Source organism: Streptomyces alanosinicus (assembly GCF_014650595.1).
GTDB classification, from domain to species: Bacteria; Actinomycetota; Actinomycetes; order Streptomycetales; family Streptomycetaceae; genus Streptomyces; species Streptomyces alanosinicus.
Genome location: NZ_BMVG01000009.1, coordinates 37,597 through 53,440, shown reverse-complemented (window position 1 = coordinate 53,440; position 15,844 = coordinate 37,597). Strand labels below are relative to the sequence as shown.

Genomic DNA, 15,844 nt, shown 5'->3' with positions numbered 1-15,844 from the left:
GGGACCGCTCCTCTAGGCGAGTTGGTAGCCGCGGAGGTTGGTGAGCAGCAGGTAGGTGTCCTGCAGGGAACCGGAGGTGTCGCCGAGGGAGCGGTAGATGCCCCACTTCGGGCGCACGCGGTCGGCGAGGAAGGTGTCGACACCGGTCCTGGACCTGTCGATCACGGTGGTGGATCCGCTCGTCAGGATCCAGCGGACGGAACCGGCGGAGCCGTTGCCGACCCTGATCCGGAAGTCGACGTCGGTCCATTTGTCGTGCAGCGGGTCGAGGTCGGTACGGCCGACGAGGATGTCGCCGGTGGCCAGCCGGAGTTCGATGGTCTGTTTCCCTCCCCCACGCTCGGCTCCGCTCGCGCGGGAGGTGCCCCCATCCCGCCGCAGCGACTGCACGACGATCGGCGCGGAACCGGCTCCCGGCTGCTTCATCTGCATGATGTGGGTGAAGGTGGTGGTGGCCTTGAGCGAGCTCGGGATGTACATCGAGTACGTGATCCGCCAGGTCTGGCCCTCGGTCCACTTCAGATAGCTGTGCGTGCCGGTGCGCAGGCCGGTGACCTCCTGGCGCTGGCGGTCGCTGGAGGTGTCCCGGTCGACGGTGTGGATGTCGAAGCGCCAGTCGTCGCCGGTGGCGAAGATGTGCGGATGGCCCGCCGGGTGGGAGTGCGCGCGGTCGTCCTCGACGGTTTCGAAGGCGCCGAGCCCGTCGGTGCGCGCCGACGGCGACCACTTCAGCTGCCAGGAGGCGGCGACGGGGGTACCGCCGGCGCGAGCGAGGCCGAGCGTGGGGGCGGCGGTGGCCGGCAGGCCGGTCGTGGCCGCCACGGCACCGCCGAACGCGGCACCCAGCACGGCCCTTCTGGACGTGCTCATGACGCTGCATCACCTTTCAGCTGCTCGTTCATGATCAGGAAGGCCCCGAGTCCATGGAAGTCGTTGACGGCCCGGGTGCGGCCGACGTAGTACGCGTAGTCGCCGACGTTGGTGCCGACCGAGATGTCGGCCAGGTTCGTACGGCCGTCGGAACCGACCGACAGCCGCGCCAGCACGCCCTGGTAGCCGCGCTGGGCCACCGCCTCGAAGTGCGGGTCCAGATAACCCTGCCGGGCGCCCCGGTCGAGGGCGTAGGTGAACATGCTGGAGCAGGAGGTCTCGGTCCAGTTGTCCGGCCGGGTGCCCTTGTCCATGACCTGGAACCAGCGCCCGGACGCCGGGTCCTGGTACTTCTCCAGCGCCGACGCCAACGTCCGGAAGATGCCCAGCAGTCGGGGTCGGCCGGCCTGGTTCGCGGGGGTCGCGTCGAGGACGTTCACGAGCGCCATGGCGTACCAGCCGACGGCACGGCACCAGTGCTCGGGCGCGAGCCCGGTGGCCGGGTCGGCCCAGCTCGCCGACTTCGACTCGTCAAAGGCGTGCCGCAGCAGGCCGTTCGCGACCTGGAGATGACGGCCGTAGACGGTCAGCTGCCGGGCGGCCTCGTCGCCCGTGGCGGCGCTGTCGGCGAACTCCTTGCCGTACTCGACGAGGAACGGGTTCACCATGTAGGCGCCGTCCGCCCACAGCTGGTGGGCCCGGCTGCCGGTGTCGGCGTGCCAGAAGCCGCCGTCGGAGGTGCGCGGATAGGTCCGCAGCCGGTCGCGGATCCTCTGTGCCGCCCTGCGGTAGCGGTCCTGCCCGGTCTCGTGGTGCAGGATCACCAGCAGCCGGCCCGCCTGCATGCTGTCGAGGCTGTTGAAGGACTGGTTGATACTGCCGTCGGCGCTCACGAACCGGTCGGCGTAGGCCTTGATGTACGACAGCAGGCGCGGGTCGTGGGTGCGCCGGTAGACGAGGTACTGGCCATAGAGGTACAGGCCCACCGGGTACGACCAGCCGCCGATGGTGGCCGGCGTGTAGCGCGCCATGGTGGAGTCGACGACGGCCGTCGACCAGTCACGGCCGGCGGCCGGGCGGGCCGGGGCCGGGGCCGCCGGGGCGGCGCTCGCCGGGGGTACGGCGGCGGGGAGCGCGGCCAGGGTGGCGGTGGTGAGCGCGGTCGCGGTCAGCGCCGCGCGCAGGCGTCGGCGTCTCATGGTCCTCCTTCACGGTAGGCGTACCCGGGTGGGTGGGGCGCGCGGGCGGCGTCGAGCAGCAGGACGTCGACGAGGGGGCGCTCCGGGGCGTGCCGGCAGGCGGGGTCGGTGCGGGCGGCGTCGCCGGTCAGGGCGTACGCCTGGCAGCGGCAGCCGCCGTGGTCGACGGTGCGCAGGGCACAGCCGCGGCACGGCTCGGGCAGCCAGGAATCGCCCCGGAAGACGCCGAAGATCTCCGACTCCTGCCATATCCAGGCGAGTTGACGGTCTCTCACATTCGGTGGGTCCAGACCGGGCAGGGTGCCGGCGGCCGGGCAGGGCAGTACCGTGCCATCCGGGGCGACGGTCAGGGAGACCGCGCCCCAGCCGCCCATGCAGGGCTTGGCGGTGGCGTCCACGAGATCGGGGGCCACCCACACCAGCTCCGGGGTACCGCCGAGCCGTTCACGCCAACGGGTCGCCCGGGCGCGGGCCCGCTCGACCTGGGCGGGCGTGGGCAGCAGGGCGGCGCGGTTGCGGGCCGCCCAGCCGTGGTACTGGGTGTTCGCCAGCTCGATCCGGTCGGCGCCCCAGTCCAGCGCGAGCCGGACCAGTGCGTCGAGGTCGTCCAGGTTGCCGCGGTGCAGGACGGCGTTCAGCCCGAGGGGCAGTCCCGCCTCGCGGACCAGCCGGGCGGCGCGCTCCTTCGCCGCGAACGACCGGGCCCCCGCGATGTGTTCGGCCGCCGCCGGGTCCGCGTGCTGCACCGAGAGCTGCACACTGCGCAGCCCGGCCCCGGTCAGCTCGGCCAGCCGCCGCTCGCCGAGCCCCACTCCGCTGGTGACGAGCTGGGTGTACAGGCCGGCGCCGTCCGCGGCGGCCACCAGCGCGGGCAGATCGCGCCGCAGCAGTGGTTCGCCGCCGGACAGATGAGTGTGTACGACACCGAGGGCGCCCGCCTGCCGGAAGACATCCGACCACTGGTCCGTGCTCAACTCTGCTGACCGGCCGATCAGTTCGACCGGGTTGGAGCAGTAGCCGCAGCGCAGCGGGCAGGCGTGGGTGAGTTCGGCGAGCAGGGCCCAGGGAGGGCCGGGGGGAGCGGGAGAGGGGTGGGGCGCGGGAGCCTCGGGGGGCGCGGTCATCTCAGCCAGCCCTCCTTCCGTAACCGGTGGAGAAACGCGGGGACTTCGGTGGCGACGGGCGCGCCGGGGTGGCGTACGGCCAGTTCGGCGACGACGGCGGGCACGTCCCGGACGCCGTCGCACAGCCGCAGCACACCGCCGGCGCCGCCTTCGAGCACCACCACCCGCTCGGGCAGCAGCAACAGGTCGGCGCCCCGGACCGGGTCGTGCCGCAGGACCACGCCGCGGGCGAGCGCGGGACGCCAGGGCGCGGCCGCAGGCATCGGTGTCATGGGCCGCTCCGGTCCACCGCGTCCAGCAGGGCCCACAGCACCTCGCACTTGAACTCCAGTGCCGTGACCGCCCGTTGCTGCTCCTCCGGGGTGCGGGCGCGGGCCAGGACCAGGGCGAGGGCCTGCTCGGCGTCGCGGGCGCCCTGGGTGACACGGGTGCGGAAGTAGGCGAGGCCCGCCGCCTCGATCCACGGGTAGTGGTGCTCGAAGGCGGCGATGCGGGTGCGCATCAGATCCGGGGCGGACAGCTCGGTCAGGGAGGCCGCGACGGCGTCGAGCACCGGGCGCCGGCGGCAGAAGGTGACGTACGCCTCCACCGCGAACCGCACCCCGGGCGGCACCCGGGAGGCGTCCCACAACTCCTCGCGGTCGAGGCCGGCCGCCTCGCCGAGCCGCAGCCAGCGCTCGATACCGCCCCCCGAAGCGTCGGTACCGTCCTGGTCGTGGATGCGGCGCAGCCAGGCGCGGCGCTCCTCGGGCCGGTCGAGCCCGGCGAGGATCAACGCGTCCTTCACCGGGATGTGCCGCTGGTAGTGGAAGCGGGCGGCGATCCAGCGGCGCAGTTCGGCGGGGGTCAGTTCGCCGCGGTGCATCCGCTGGTTGAAGGGGTGGCGGTCGTGGTAGCGGGTCGCGGTGACCGCGCGCAGCCGCGCGGTGAACTCGGCGGCCGGCCAGGCGGCGCGGCCGTCGAGTTCCGGGGTCACCGCGGTCATGCGGCCGGGGGCGGCTCGGGCGGGCGGCGGTCGGTGAGCGCGTACGCGGTCACCTCCAGCGCGGTCTCCACGACGTGGTAACCAGGGCTTCGCCAGACCTTTTCATCCGATGTCTGGGGCTCGAAGTGCTGTGTCACTGCGGACAGCGAAGAGTTCTCGGTCATGCGTGCGTACTCGCTTTCCTGAGGGTGGGGAATCTCGGAAGGGAGCCATGGAAGATGCGCCGGCCAGGTCAGGGCCGGTTCACATGTATGCACCGGGTTCAGCGACACGTCCGGTGGCGCGATACAGAGTTGCGGGACGACGGGCTGCGGTCAATGGTCCGGACCGAAAACGTCGGACGCGTTTCCGGCCAATCTCCGCTCGCGGAACTGACTGACCGGTCAGTTGAAAGAGTTCACCGTGTCAGGAATGCCGCGTGGCGCGTGATCGTTGAGGATGGAGTAACACCTGTCGACAACCGAAGGATCACGAGGCTCGTGAGCAGCAAGGTCCCCCCGATCATCCTCAACAACGGCATCGAGATGCCCCAGCTGGGTTACGGCGTCTGGCAGGTCCCGGACGACGAGGCCGAGCGGGCCGTCGCGACGGCAATCGAGGCCGGATACCGCAGCATCGACACCGCGGCGATCTACGGCAACGAAGAGGGCACCGGCAAGGCCATCGCCGCCTCCGGCCTGCCCCGCGAGGACATCTTCGTCACCACCAAGCTCTGGAACAGCGACCAGGGGTACGACTCCACGCTGCGCGCCTTCGACACCTCGCTGTCGAAGCTCGGCGTGGACTACGTGGACCTCTACCTGATCCACTGGCCGCTCCCGTCGAAGGACCGGTACGTGGACACGTACAAGGCGTTCGAGAAGATCCACGCGGACGGCCGGGCGAAGGCCATCGGCGTCTCGAACTTCCTGCCCGAGCACCTGGACCGGCTGACCGACCGGACGAACGTCGTCCCGGCCGTCAACCAGATCGAGCTCCACCCGCACCTTCAGCAGCACGCCCTGCGCGAGAAGCACGCGGAGCTCGGCATCGCCACCGAGGCCTGGTCGCCGCTCGGCCAGGGCAAGGGGCTGCTGGAGGTGCCGGCGATCGTCGCCATCGCGCGGAAGCACGGCCGTACGCCGGCCCAGGTCGTGCTGCGCTGGCATCTCCAGCTCGGCAATGTCGTGATCCCGAAGTCCGTGACGCCGTCGCGGATCAAGGAGAACATCGAGGTGTTCGACTTCAGCCTGGACGACGAGGACCTCGCGGCGATCAGCGCGCTCGACGAGGACCGGCGACTGGGCCCCGACCCGGCCACCTTCGACCTGGGCTGACCCACCCGGCGCCCACCACGCCCACCACCACGGCCGTCTGCCCCGCCTTCATCGCGGGGCGGACGGCCGTGAGCCGTCTGCGGCCCGCTGCGCCCTGCGCCGCCGGCGCCCTCAGTCGCCGCGGACGTCCGCGTGGACGATCTCGAACTCCTCCAGGCCGACCACCGTGACCTGCGCCTTGGCCGCGCCCTCGCGCCGGACCGCGGCCTGGCCGGCCCGGGACGCCGCGAGCGAGCCGCGATCGGTGAAGAGGGCTGCGACCATGCCGGCGCCGCGTTCGCGGTCCAGGAAGAGGGCCGCCCCGGCGAACCCGGGCAGGACCTCCAGGCGAGGCAGCACGCCGGCCTGGAAGGTGTCGGCGGCGAGATCCGCGTCCGCCGGCACGAAGCGCAGCCGGGTGATCCGCAGCCCGCCGCCGGCGAGGGTCCGCTGTCCGGCGTGGAAGACGACGGCCTCGTAGTTCTCGACCGCGACGGTACCGGCGAAGGGCTGCAGCAGCTCCGGCCGCCGCACGCTCATCACCTCGTCGCTGTTGTGCCGCGCCTCGGCGGACTCCCACCAGCTGACCGTGAGCAGTTTGCCGAGGTCGCGGTCGACGAAGACACCCGCGCCCCGATAGCCGGGCCGCTCCTCCAGCAGATCGTGGCCCTTGGTGTTCAGGGCCCGCAGGGCCGTGCTCAGCTGCGCCGGATCGCCGGTCGCGTACACCGTTCGTACGAACATGCGCCTCGCCTCCCGGAGCCGCGGCCCTACCGGCCGACGGCGGCGGACATATCAGGAAAAGTCAGTTCCTTCAGTCTTGCCACGGTCGTAAATCCCCGCAATACGCACAGGATTCGGGAGTTCGCAACCCGAGTCTTGACGGGGACATGCACACGGGTCCACCGTGTACGGCACCAGTAAGGAAACTTTCCTAACAGAAGGGCCCCCCACCGTGCGCCTTCGAACCCTGACCCTTGCCGCGGCCTCCGGTGCCGCGCTGCTCGCCGCTGGAGTACTGCCCGCGCACGCGTCCGCCGGCACGACGAGGACCGCCCCGGCCTCCGCCCGGGAGGGCTCGGTCAGCGCGGCCGACCTGCTCGCCAAGGTGACGTCCTGCTCGCAGATATCGAACGGGAAGTACAGGACGGACGACGAGACGTCGGCCACGGTCCCCGTGTGCGGCAAGAACGGCGCGGTGTTCTGGAAGGCCGACATGGACATCGACTGCGACGGCCAGACCACCACCAACTGCAACCACAGCCGCGACCCCTGGTACCAGAACGACACCGCCTTCCACCAGTCCGACGGCAAGCCGCTCAGGGCGGAGTCGCTGCCGTACATCGTGGTGCCCAGCTCCAGCAGCATCTGGAACTACTCCAGTGCCGGTATCAAGGGCGGCGGCGTGGTCGCGGTCATCTACAACAACAAGGTGGAGTACGCCGTCGTCGGCGACACCGGCCCCACGAAGATCATCGGCGAGGCCTCGTACGCCACCGCCAAGGCCCTCGGCATCGACCCCGACCCGAAGACCGGCGGGGCCGACTCCGGCGTGACCTACATCCTGTTCAAGAACTCCAGGGTCTCCCCCATCGAGAGCCACAGCGCGGCCGTCTCGCTCGGGGACCAGCTGGCCAAGAAGTTCCTGGCCGACAACTGACCCGTCTCGTACGTCAGGTCGTACGCGGTCCGGCCGGCCGTAGGCCGTGAGCGGGCGCCCCGGGTCAGACCGGCTGTACCGCCCGGTGCACCGTGTGGGCCTCCAGGACGAAGACGTCGGGGCGCCGGTGGACGCTGCCGGGGTCGGCGGGGTCGAGGAGGCGGTCGAGGGTCTCGCGGTCCTCGGTGTCCAGGGCATCGGCGAGGACGTCCCGCGCGCGGGTCAGCGCGCCGACGACGTAGGCGCGGGCCCGGTCCGGGACGGGGGCGGGGACATCGAGGAGGAAGCTGCGGGTGCCCGTGTGCTTCAGGCCCGCCGCGGCCAGCAGGGCGGGCCAGTCCTCGGTCTCGGCCACCGCGCCGGGCAGTTCGGCGCGCATCCGGGCGAAGCGCTCCTCCTGGACCGCGTCGAGGCGGGCCTGCAGTCCGGGGCGGCCGAAACCGATGTCGCGGGGCAGCCGGCGCCCGGGCAGGCCGCCCTCCAGGATCGCCAGTGTGCCGCCGGGTGCGAGCCGGGCCGCGAACGCGGCGAGGGCGGCCTTCTGGTCGCCGAGGTGGTGCAGACTGCGGCTGGCCCACAGCAGGTCCGCCGGGTAGTCCAACCCGGCCAGGGATTCCGGCAGTTCACCGACGAGGGTGTCGAAGCGGTCGGCGACGCCCTGGCGGGCGGCCCGGGCCCGGGCGCGCTCCAGAAGCGGTGCGGAGCCGTCGGCGGCGACCACCCGTGCGCCGGGAAACGTCTCCGCCATCAGACCGGCGATCACCCCGGGCCCGCTGCCCGCGTCCACGATCAGACCGGGCTCGGTCACCTCCTTGGCCAGCCAGGCCAGGGCCCGCGCATACGCCGGGGCGCACACCTCGGCCTCCACCTCCAGCATCTCCGCCATGGCGGCCCAGTCGGTGTCGCCGCCGTGCCCGTGGGCGTGGCCGTGGGTGTCGCCGCGGTGTGTGTGCTGCCCGTGGTGGGCGTGCTGATCGTGCTGGTCGGGTGCCATGGTGGTCAGCCTCTCGCTCGGGTGCGGACAGCGTGCGACGGCGCACGGCGAGAGGCCACTTTCCTTGCTGGTGCCGCAAAAAACCGGGTACGTGATCGGGCGTGCGATCCGCCGGGGCCTTGGCCTGTCGGTGTCCGGACCCCGGCGGGCGGCGGTCAGCGCGCCGGGGTCACGACAGCGGCGGGTAGGCGTTCCGCATCAGCTGCTGGAACTGCGCGGAGAACCAGTGCCCGGCCAGCGGCGCGTCGGGCAGCGCACCGGACATGTGGTAGTTGTTGCGGGCGTTGCCCGTGTAGGTCGGGTCGCACATCCGGTCGAAGCCCTTGCCCTCGTTGTTGGCGATGGCGGTGCTGGAGCCGTCGGACTCGCCCGGCGGCTTCATCCACACATAGGCGTCGATGCCGGGGGCCGGATCGGCCTGCGGGCGTTCGCCGAGTCCGGCACCGGCCTGGTTGCACCAGTTGCCGACATGGATCCGGCGGTCGTAGCGGCCGCCGTCGACATAGGTGTCCACGCTGGTCCTCGGGCCCGGTCCGGTCGGGCGCGCGGTGCCGCCCCAGCCGTTGCGGGAGGTGTCGATCAGCATGCCGATGCCGGAGTCGAAGCCGACCGAGACCAGCTCGCTGCGGAAGGCCTGGGCGAAGGACAGCTCGTCGGCGTAGCGGTTCCAGTCGACCCACGTGGACTGGCGGACGGAGGTGCCGTTGACCGAGTCGTCGACGGTGAAGTTGTCCTCCTTCAGGGCGCTGAAGTTCGCGGTGTTGGTGATGAAGCCCTGGACGTCCCCCACGGTCGCGCCTTCGCTGGTGGCCGCCTGCTTGAACATGTTCGCGGAGGCCGCGAAGTTGTCGTCCCAGCCGAGCCAGCCGTGGTGGCCGGCGTCGAGGTAGTTGTAGACGTTGGGGATGGCGCCGAGCTTGGCGAGGGCGTAGCCGACGCCCTTCACGTAGTTGCCGTTGGCCAGCATGGTGTTGCACATGTCCGTGGCGGTGGCCCGGCTGCCGGTGTTGGTGACGAGGTTGGGCAGCGAGTCGATCTCGATGGCGGTGACGATCCTGAGGGAGGCGTACTTGGGGTCGGCGAGGATCGCCGCGATCGGGTCGATGAACTGGGTCCTGTACTTGTCGATCTCGGTCGGCCCGAGTTCGCCGTTGGACGCGAGCGCCGAGCAGTCCCGGCCCGGCAGGTCGTAGACGACCAGCTGGACGACCTCCTGGCCGCTGCCCTTCTGCGCGAGGGCCGCGTCGAGGTGGTCGCGCAGGCCCATGCCGCCGTTCACCCCGTTGATCGCGGCGATACGGTCGAGCCAGACACCGGTCGGCTGGTTGGAGACGCGGCTGCCGCCCGGTTCGGCGGCGGCCTTCGCCGACCACTCCGGGTTCACGTACACCTTGGCGCCGGCGTAGGGATTGCCGACGCGGCCGCCGCCGGTTCCGCCGCCCGAGCCCCCTCCCCCGCCGGTCCCGTCGTCGACGTTGCAGGTGACGCCGTCGAGGGTGAAGGCGGTGGGCAGGGCGTTGCTGCCGCTGTAGGAGGCGTTGAAGCCGAAGCTGACCGAACCGCCGGTCGCCAGGCCGCCGTTGTAGCTCTCACTGGCAGCGGTGACGCTGCTGCCGCTCTGGCTGATCCGCGCGTTCCAGCCGCTGGTGACCTGCTGATTGCCGGCGTACGACCACTTCACCGACCAACTCGACTTGGCGGCCGTGTTGTTGATGACGGTGACGGCGGCGGTGAAGCCGGTGTCCCACTGGTTCTGCACCGTGTAGTCGACGGTGCAGGGGACGGCGGCGGGCGCCGCCGTGGCCGGGGTCGTGGTGAGCGCCGTCCCGGACGCCGCGGCGACCAGCGCCAGGGCAGCGAGCAGCGATGTTCTGGTACGAGTCATGAGTGCGGGTTCCTTCTCCGGATCGGGGTCATGGGTTCAGGGCGCGCAGGTGATCGCGCAGCCCGATGCCGTACGCGGTGGGTGTGCCGTCGTAGGCGGAGATCAGGGACGGTCCCGAGGAACAGTCCCAGGTGTTCCAGGTCCAGCCCAGGTAGGACAGGCCCCGGTCGTCGAACCACTTCATGAGCTGGTCGACGAACCCGTGCGCGCAGGTGTTCTCGCCGGCCTCGCCGGCGATCAGCGGCACCTGGGCCGCGACCGGGGCGAGGGTGGAGTTCCAGCAGCTCTCCGTGGAGCAGGTGTTGAAGTTGTAGCCGTGGTAGGCGGCGGCGAGATTGCCGAGCGGGTCGGTGGGCCGGTACGCGGTCCACCGGCTGAGGTCGTTCGCGTACGCGAGACCGCCGGCCATGATCACGTTCTGCGCCCCGGCGCCGCGCACGCTGTCGACCAGCTCCTGCATGCCGGCGACCCGGTACGGGATCCCGGGGCAGGTCCCGCCGTCCCGCCAGCATGTCCAGGCGTCGGTCGCGCTCGCTGCCGCCCGGTCCGGGTACGGCTCGTTGAACAGGTCGAACACCGCGGCCGGGTCGTCCTTGAAGGCGCTCGCCACCGATGCCCAGAACGACGGGCTGTACTGCTGGTCGGGCATCGGTTTCTGGCAGGTGGCGTGCACATCGGAGCAGCTGGCCGAGTTGCCGGTGTACTGGCCGTAGGACCAGTGGAGGTCGAGGACCGGGGTCAGGCCGTGCGCCTCCACACGGGCGACGAGGTCCTTGACGGCGTCGATGTAGTGCGTGCCCCCGTACTCGGGCCTGATATCGGAAAGGCCCAGCCAGCACTCCTCGTTGAGCGGGATGCGTACGGCGTTCGCCTTCCAGTCGGCGATCGCCTTGATCGCGGCGTCGTCGACCGGGCCGTCCCAGATGCCACGGCCCTGCACACACATGAACTCGCCGCCGGAGCGGTTGACGCCGAGCAGCCGGCGGGTCGTGCCGGCGGCGTCGACGAGGCGGTCGCCCACGACATGCAGGGCGGGCGCGGCGCCCGAGGCGGGTGGCGGTTCGGTGGGCGGGGGTGTGGGCGGGGGCGGCTCGGGACCGGTGTCGCAGGCCGTGCCGTTCAGCCGGAACACCGTGGGCACGGTGTTGCTGCCCGACCAGGAGGCGAGGAAGCCGGCCGTGACGCTCGCGCCGGTACCGAGGGTGCCGTTCCAACTCTCGTTGGCCGCGGTCTCGGTGGTGCCGGATCGGGACCACCGGGCGTTCCAGCCCTGGGTGACCTGCTGGCCGTCGGCGAAGTCGAAGGTGAGACGCCAACTGCTCAGCGGGGCTTGGTTGTTGGTGAGGGTGACCGAGCCCTGGAAGCCGTCCGCCCACTGGTTGGTGACGGTGTACCTCACCGTGCAGGCGGGTGTGGCTCCCTGGGCCGGCAGCGCCGGGACGAGCGCGCCGGTGACGAGCACGGCCGCACCGGCGGTGGCTAAGAGTACTGAAGGCGGGGGGTGTCGCATGAGCGACTCCTCACAGCTGGGCACACCGTGACCGGCGCGCCGACTGACCGGAACCGCTCCCACTGGTGCGAAGGAAGGTAGCGCCAAGTGGCGTGAATGCCCAGGGGAGTTGCCGACTTTTCCGCGACGGGGCCCGTCGAATCTTTTCGACTCTTCAAGCACCTTGACCCCGCACAGGGCCGTCTCCACTATGGGAGCGCTCCCACTGGTTCAAGCCTTGACTTCTCCCCGAGCAGCTCGCCGCAAGGAGGAACCAGCACATGGATCCCGGACACAACCCCGGGCGCAGACGCGGAGCCGTGCGGCGGTGGTGGACCGCCGTGGCCGCCGCGTTCGCGCTGCCCCTGTCCATGCTCGCCACCGGTGCCACGGCCGCACACGCGGCGTCCGTGCAGTGCAGTGTCGACTACCGGACCAACGACTGGGGTTCCGGCTTCACCGCCGGCCTCACGATCACCAACCGCGGTACGGAGGCCCTCGACGGCTGGACGCTGAGCTACACCTACAGCGGCGACCAGACGCTGTCGAACGGCTGGAACGGCACCTGGTCCCAGTCCGGCCGGACCGTCACCGTGCGCAACGCCTCGTACAACGGCACCGTCGCCGCGGGCGGCGCCGTCTCCACCGGCGCGCAGTTCGGCTACAGCGGCACCAACACCGCCCCGACGTCCTTCACCGTCAACGGCACGACCTGCGCGGGCGCGCACCAGCCGCCGATGACGGTGCTGACCGGCCCGAGCGCCGGCGCGGTGTACACCCGAGGGGACGCGGTGCCGCTCGCGGCGACCGCGGCGGCGGCCGACGGCGCGACGATCAGCAAGGTGGAGTTCTACGACGACACCACACTGCTCGGCACGGACACGAGCGCGCCCTACACGCTCTCGGCCGCCTCTCTGGCCGTGGGCGGTCACTCGCTGGTGGCGAAGGCGTACGACAGCCTGGGCGCCTCCGCCGAGTCCACACCGGTGGGCATCACGGTCGCCCCGGGCCCGGCGGTCGTGGCGTCACCGGCCCAACTGGGTGTGCGGCAAGGCACGTCGGGCACCTTCGACGTGAAGCTGTCGACGCGGCCGAGCGCGAACGTGACGGTGGGGGTGGCCCGCACGGACGGCACCACCGGCCTGTCCGTCACCGGCGGCTCCTCCCTCACCTTCACCCCGGCGAACTGGGACACCGCACAGCCGGTGACCGTCACCGCGGACTCCTCCGGTACCGGTTCGGCCACCTTCACCGCCTCGGCCACCGGCCACACCGAAGCGAAGGTCACGGTGACCGAACTGGCAGCGACGAAGGCGTACGACGCCCGCTTCCTGGACCTCTACGGGAAGATCACCGACCCGGCGAACGGCTACTTCTCCCCGCAGGGCATTCCGTACCACTCGGTGGAGACACTGATCGTCGAGGCCCCGGACTACGGCCATGAGACGACATCGGAGGCGTACAGCTATCTGCTGTGGCTGCAGGCGATGTACGGCAAGGTCACCGGCGACTGGTCGAAGTTCAACGGCGCGTGGGCCCTGATGGAGAAGTACATGATCCCCACACCCGCCGACCAGCCGTCGAACTCCTCCTACAACGCGTCCAAGCCGGCGACGTACGCGCCCGAGGAGGACACCCCGAACGAGTACCCGGCGAAGCTCGACACCTCCGTGCCGGTCGGTTCGGATCCGCTCGCCGGCGAACTGAAGAGCGCCTACGGCACGGACGACGTCTACGGGATGCACTGGATCGAGGACACCGACAACGTCTACGGCTACGGCGACACACCGGGCGGCACCTGCGAGGGCGGTCCGACGGCGAGCGGCCCGTCGTACCTCAACACCTTCCAGCGCGGACCGCAGGAGTCCGTCTGGGAGACGGTCCCCCAGCCGACCTGCGACGCCTTCAGATACGGCGGCAAGAACGGCTATCTGGACCTCTTCACCGGCGACAACTCCTACGCCAGGCAGTGGAAGTACACCGACGCCCCGGACGCGGACGCCCGCGCGGTGCAGGCGGCGTACTGGGCCGACGTATGGGCGAAGCAGCAGGGCAAGGGCGGCGAGGTGTCCGCGACGATCGCCAAGGCCGCGAAGATGGGCGACTATCTGCGGTACGCGATGTACGACAAGTACTTCAAGAAGATCGGCGGTTGTGTGGGTCCCTCGGCCTGCGCGGCCGGCACCGGCAAGGACGCCTCGCACTATCTGCTGTCCTGGTACTACGCCTGGGGCGGGGCCACGGACTCCAGTGCGGGCTGGGCCTGGCGGATCGGCTCCAGCCATGTCCACGGCGGCTACCAGAACCCGCTGGCCGCCTACGCGCTCAGCAGCTACCCGGACCTGGAGCCCAGGTCGGCGACGGGCACGGCGGACTGGGGCAGGTCGCTTGCGCGGCAGCTGGAGTTCTACCGGTGGCTCCAGTCGTCCGAGGGCGCGATCGCGGGCGGCGCGACGAACAGCTGGCAGGGCCGCTACGCCACCCCGCCGGCCGGCACGCCGACCTTCTACGGCATGTACTACGACTGGGAGCCGGTCTACCACGATCCGCCCTCCAACCAGTGGTTCGGTTTCCAGGCGTGGTCGATGGAACGGGTCGCCGAGTACTACCGGCAGACCGGGAACGCGACGGCCAAGGCGATCCTCGACAAGTGGGTGACGTGGGCGCTGAGCAAGACCACGATCAACCCCGACGGCACCTACAAGATCCCCTCGACCCTCCAGTGGTCCGGTCAGCCGGACACCTGGAATCCGTCGGGGCCCGGCTCCAACGCCTCGCTTCATGTCACGGTCGCCGACTACACGAACGACGTCGGCGTGGCGGCCGCGTACGCCAAGACGCTGACGTACTACGGCGCCGAGTCCGGTGACGCCGCGGCGAAGTCGACGGCGAAGGCGCTGCTGGACGGCATGTGGGACCACTACCAGGACAGCCTGGGCATCGCCGTCCCCGAGACCCGCAGCGACTACAGCCGCTTCGGCGACAGCGTGTATGTGCCGAGCGGCTGGAGCGGCAGGATGCCGAACGGCGACACGGTCGACTCCTCGGCCACGTTCACCTCGCTCAGGTCCTTCTACAGGAACGACCCGGCGTGGTCGAAGATCGAGAGCTATCTCAAGGGCGGCGCCGCGCCGGTCTTCACGTACCACCGGTTCTGGGCCCAGGCGGACATCGCACTGGCCATGGGGTCGTACGCGGAGCTGCTCGAATAGCCCTGGCGGCGCGTGCCGTCAGTCGGCCCCCGGCTTGCGGAACGCGCGCAGCGCGAACACCGGATCGGGGCGGGGCCGGTCCTGGTCCGGGAGGCGGGCGAGGCGCGCGGCGAACTCCTCCGTGCGCGCCTCGCCCGGTGGCAGCCGGGTGAACCAGCCGCGACGCAGGTCGGCGATGGTGACGAGCGGGCTGCGGCCCTGGCCGACGCCGGGGAACGCGGTGTCGCCGGCCGGCCGGAGCCCGTGCCGGGCGGCATGCGCGGTGACGGTGGCGGCGGCGTCCTGGGCGGGGCGGCGCGGACGGGGAGCGAGGACGGCGTCGATGTCACTGCCGACGTCGTGGGCCTCGGCCTTGTCGACGGTGGTGACGTAGACACCGCCGGGCCGCAGCACCCGCGCGCACTCGGCGACGATCGCGCGGACGTCCTCGGGGTCGTCCAGCAGATGCAGCAGCCAGATGCTGGTGACCGCGTCGAAGGAGCCGGTGCGGAAGGGCAGGCGCCGGCTGTCGGCCCGGACGATCGCGCCGGGCAGCCGGGACCCGGCCATGCGCACCATCGCGGCGGCGACGTCGGCGCCCGTCACCCGCAGCCCGGGGCGGTCGGCGGCCAGCCGGCGGGTGACGATACCGGTGCCGCACGCCACGTCGAGAAGATGACCGGGGCCTTCGGGGACGAGGCCGAGAACCGCTCGCGTGGCAGCCAGGGCACGGGCCTCGCCGCCGCGGGACGCGTCATACGCGTCGGCTTCCTTGTCGTAGTTGAGCACGCACCTCAGTGTGCGTTGTGGCCTGGGGCGATGTCCTCCACCCTGCGGGCGAGACCGAAATCCTTCGCAGTGACGGCGCCACCCGCGCTGTGGGTGTGCACGGTGAGGGAGACCGTGTGGTAGCCGAGGGTGAGATCGGAGTGGTGGTCCAGCTCGTCCTGGACGGCGGCGATGTGCATGACCAGCGCCGCCGCCGCGACATGCGAGCCGAGGCGGTAGGAGCGGCTGAGCCGGCCGGCGTCGTCCACCGACCAGCCGGGCAGCTCCGCGAGCCGGTCCTCGATCTCCTTCTGCGACAGCGGTTCCACGGCCATGGCCGGATCTCCCTCCGAAGGGCGGGCGCGGGGTACGTCTTCAGCCTGC

The 15,844-nt window shown here is 71.2% G+C and carries 15 protein-coding genes; 3 read left to right on the top strand and 12 right to left on the bottom strand.

Translation table 11 applies throughout. The annotated features are described in order from the left end of the window. Positions 1 to 12: 12 nt before the first annotated feature. Genes IE277_RS20765 through pqqA form a run of 6 tightly spaced genes read right to left on the bottom strand, consistent with a single transcriptional unit; the run spans position 13 to position 4,342 of the window. Positions 13 to 870, bottom strand: a complete 858-nt coding sequence (locus IE277_RS20765) for a heparin lyase I family protein (protein WP_189954587.1) — start codon at positions 868 to 870, stop codon at positions 13 to 15. Beyond that, positions 867 to 2,069, bottom strand: coding sequence for a glycoside hydrolase family 88/105 protein (locus IE277_RS20760; RefSeq protein WP_189954585.1), 1,203 nt, complete (start codon positions 2,067 to 2,069; stop codon positions 867 to 869). Before IE277_RS20760 ends, IE277_RS20765 begins: the two co-directional genes overlap by 4 nt. Then, on the bottom strand, positions 2,066 to 3,193 hold the full coding sequence (gene pqqE / locus IE277_RS20755; RefSeq protein WP_189954583.1) for a pyrroloquinoline quinone biosynthesis protein PqqE: 1,128 nt from the start codon (positions 3,191 to 3,193) through the stop codon (positions 2,066 to 2,068). Before pqqE ends, IE277_RS20760 begins: the two co-directional genes overlap by 4 nt. Further along, positions 3,190 to 3,465 (bottom strand): pyrroloquinoline quinone biosynthesis peptide chaperone PqqD, encoded by a 276-nt coding sequence (gene pqqD / locus IE277_RS20750; protein ID WP_189954581.1) that lies wholly within the window; start codon positions 3,463 to 3,465, stop codon positions 3,190 to 3,192. The genes pqqE and pqqD overlap by 4 nt, the downstream gene beginning before the upstream one ends. After that, positions 3,462 to 4,178 carry a pyrroloquinoline-quinone synthase PqqC gene (gene pqqC, locus IE277_RS20745; protein ID WP_189954579.1) on the bottom strand — a complete coding sequence of 239 codons (717 nt, stop codon included), beginning with the start codon at positions 4,176 to 4,178 and terminating at the stop codon, positions 3,462 to 3,464. The genes pqqD and pqqC overlap by 4 nt, the downstream gene beginning before the upstream one ends. Next, complete coding sequence (pqqA, locus tag IE277_RS20740; protein ID WP_189954577.1) at positions 4,175 to 4,342, bottom strand: pyrroloquinoline quinone precursor peptide PqqA; 168 nt, start codon at positions 4,340 to 4,342, stop codon at positions 4,175 to 4,177. The genes pqqC and pqqA overlap by 4 nt, the downstream gene beginning before the upstream one ends. Positions 4,343 to 4,657: 315 nt before the next feature. Between pqqA and IE277_RS20735 the strand changes: the two genes are divergently transcribed. Next, entirely contained in the window at positions 4,658 to 5,494 is an 837-nt protein-coding gene (locus tag IE277_RS20735) for an aldo/keto reductase (protein WP_189954574.1), read from the top strand. A 111-nt stretch (positions 5,495 to 5,605) separates the two neighbouring features. Here the strand turns inward: IE277_RS20735 and IE277_RS20730 are convergent, their stop codons facing one another. Then, entirely contained in the window at positions 5,606 to 6,217 is a 612-nt protein-coding gene (locus tag IE277_RS20730) for a hypothetical protein (protein ID WP_189954572.1), read from the bottom strand. A gap of 211 nt (positions 6,218 to 6,428) precedes the next feature. On the opposite strand from IE277_RS20730, the gene IE277_RS20725 reads away from it, so the two are divergent. Beyond that, positions 6,429 to 7,133 (top strand): glycoside hydrolase family 75 protein, encoded by a 705-nt coding sequence (locus IE277_RS20725; RefSeq protein WP_189954570.1) that lies wholly within the window; start codon positions 6,429 to 6,431, stop codon positions 7,131 to 7,133. Positions 7,134 to 7,197: 64 nt separating this feature from the next. Here IE277_RS20725 and IE277_RS20720 read toward each other — a convergent pair whose 3' ends face one another. The 3 genes from IE277_RS20720 to IE277_RS20710 all read right to left on the bottom strand — a co-directional run bounded on the left by IE277_RS20720 (position 7,198) and on the right by IE277_RS20710 (position 11,522). Continuing rightward, complete coding sequence (locus IE277_RS20720; protein WP_189954567.1) at positions 7,198 to 8,127, bottom strand: class I SAM-dependent methyltransferase; 930 nt, start codon at positions 8,125 to 8,127, stop codon at positions 7,198 to 7,200. Between the two features lie 169 nt (positions 8,128 to 8,296). Next, entirely contained in the window at positions 8,297 to 10,012 is a 1,716-nt protein-coding gene (locus IE277_RS20715; protein ID WP_189954565.1) for a glycoside hydrolase family 6 protein, read from the bottom strand. Between the two features lie 28 nt (positions 10,013 to 10,040). Then, complete coding sequence (locus IE277_RS20710; RefSeq protein ID WP_189954564.1) at positions 10,041 to 11,522, bottom strand: cellulose binding domain-containing protein; 1,482 nt, start codon at positions 11,520 to 11,522, stop codon at positions 10,041 to 10,043. 260 nt (positions 11,523 to 11,782) lie between these two features. Here IE277_RS20710 and IE277_RS20705 point away from each other — a divergent pair, with 260 nt between their 5' ends. Further along, a complete protein-coding gene (locus IE277_RS20705; protein ID WP_189954562.1) occupies positions 11,783 to 14,713 on the top strand; it encodes a glycoside hydrolase family 48 protein in 2,931 nt (976 codons plus the stop codon). Between the two features lie 18 nt (positions 14,714 to 14,731). Here IE277_RS20705 and IE277_RS20700 read toward each other — a convergent pair whose 3' ends face one another. Next, positions 14,732 to 15,481 carry a class I SAM-dependent methyltransferase gene (locus IE277_RS20700; protein WP_189954560.1) on the bottom strand — a complete coding sequence of 250 codons (750 nt, stop codon included), beginning with the start codon at positions 15,479 to 15,481 and terminating at the stop codon, positions 14,732 to 14,734. A 5-nt stretch (positions 15,482 to 15,486) separates the two neighbouring features. Then, positions 15,487 to 15,795: a 4a-hydroxytetrahydrobiopterin dehydratase gene (locus IE277_RS20695; protein WP_189954558.1), complete on the bottom strand. Its 309-nt coding sequence runs from the start codon at positions 15,793 to 15,795 to the stop codon at positions 15,487 to 15,489. Positions 15,796 to 15,844: the final 49 nt, after the last annotated feature.

Coding starts and splice junctions, on each gene's coding strand:
- IE277_RS20720 (WP_189954567.1), bottom strand. CDS start 8,127: ATGGCACCCGACCAGCACGATCAGCACGCCCACCACGGGCAGCACACA.
- IE277_RS20715 (WP_189954565.1), bottom strand. CDS start 10,012: ATGACTCGTACCAGAACATCGCTGCTCGCTGCCCTGGCGCTGGTCGCC.
- pqqE (WP_189954583.1), bottom strand. CDS start 3,193: ATGACCGCGCCCCCCGAGGCTCCCGCGCCCCACCCCTCTCCCGCTCCC.
- pqqC (WP_189954579.1), bottom strand. CDS start 4,178: ATGACCGCGGTGACCCCGGAACTCGACGGCCGCGCCGCCTGGCCGGCC.
- IE277_RS20710 (WP_189954564.1), bottom strand. CDS start 11,522: ATGCGACACCCCCCGCCTTCAGTACTCTTAGCCACCGCCGGTGCGGCC.
- pqqA (WP_189954577.1), bottom strand. CDS start 4,342: ATGACCGAGAACTCTTCGCTGTCCGCAGTGACACAGCACTTCGAGCCC.
- IE277_RS20765 (WP_189954587.1), bottom strand. CDS start 870: ATGAGCACGTCCAGAAGGGCCGTGCTGGGTGCCGCGTTCGGCGGTGCC.
- IE277_RS20705 (WP_189954562.1), top strand. CDS start 11,783: ATGGATCCCGGACACAACCCCGGGCGCAGACGCGGAGCCGTGCGGCGG.
- IE277_RS20730 (WP_189954572.1), bottom strand. CDS start 6,217: ATGTTCGTACGAACGGTGTACGCGACCGGCGATCCGGCGCAGCTGAGC.
- IE277_RS20760 (WP_189954585.1), bottom strand. CDS start 2,069: ATGAGACGCCGACGCCTGCGCGCGGCGCTGACCGCGACCGCGCTCACC.
- pqqD (WP_189954581.1), bottom strand. CDS start 3,465: ATGACACCGATGCCTGCGGCCGCGCCCTGGCGTCCCGCGCTCGCCCGC.
- IE277_RS20695 (WP_189954558.1), bottom strand. CDS start 15,795: ATGGCCGTGGAACCGCTGTCGCAGAAGGAGATCGAGGACCGGCTCGCG.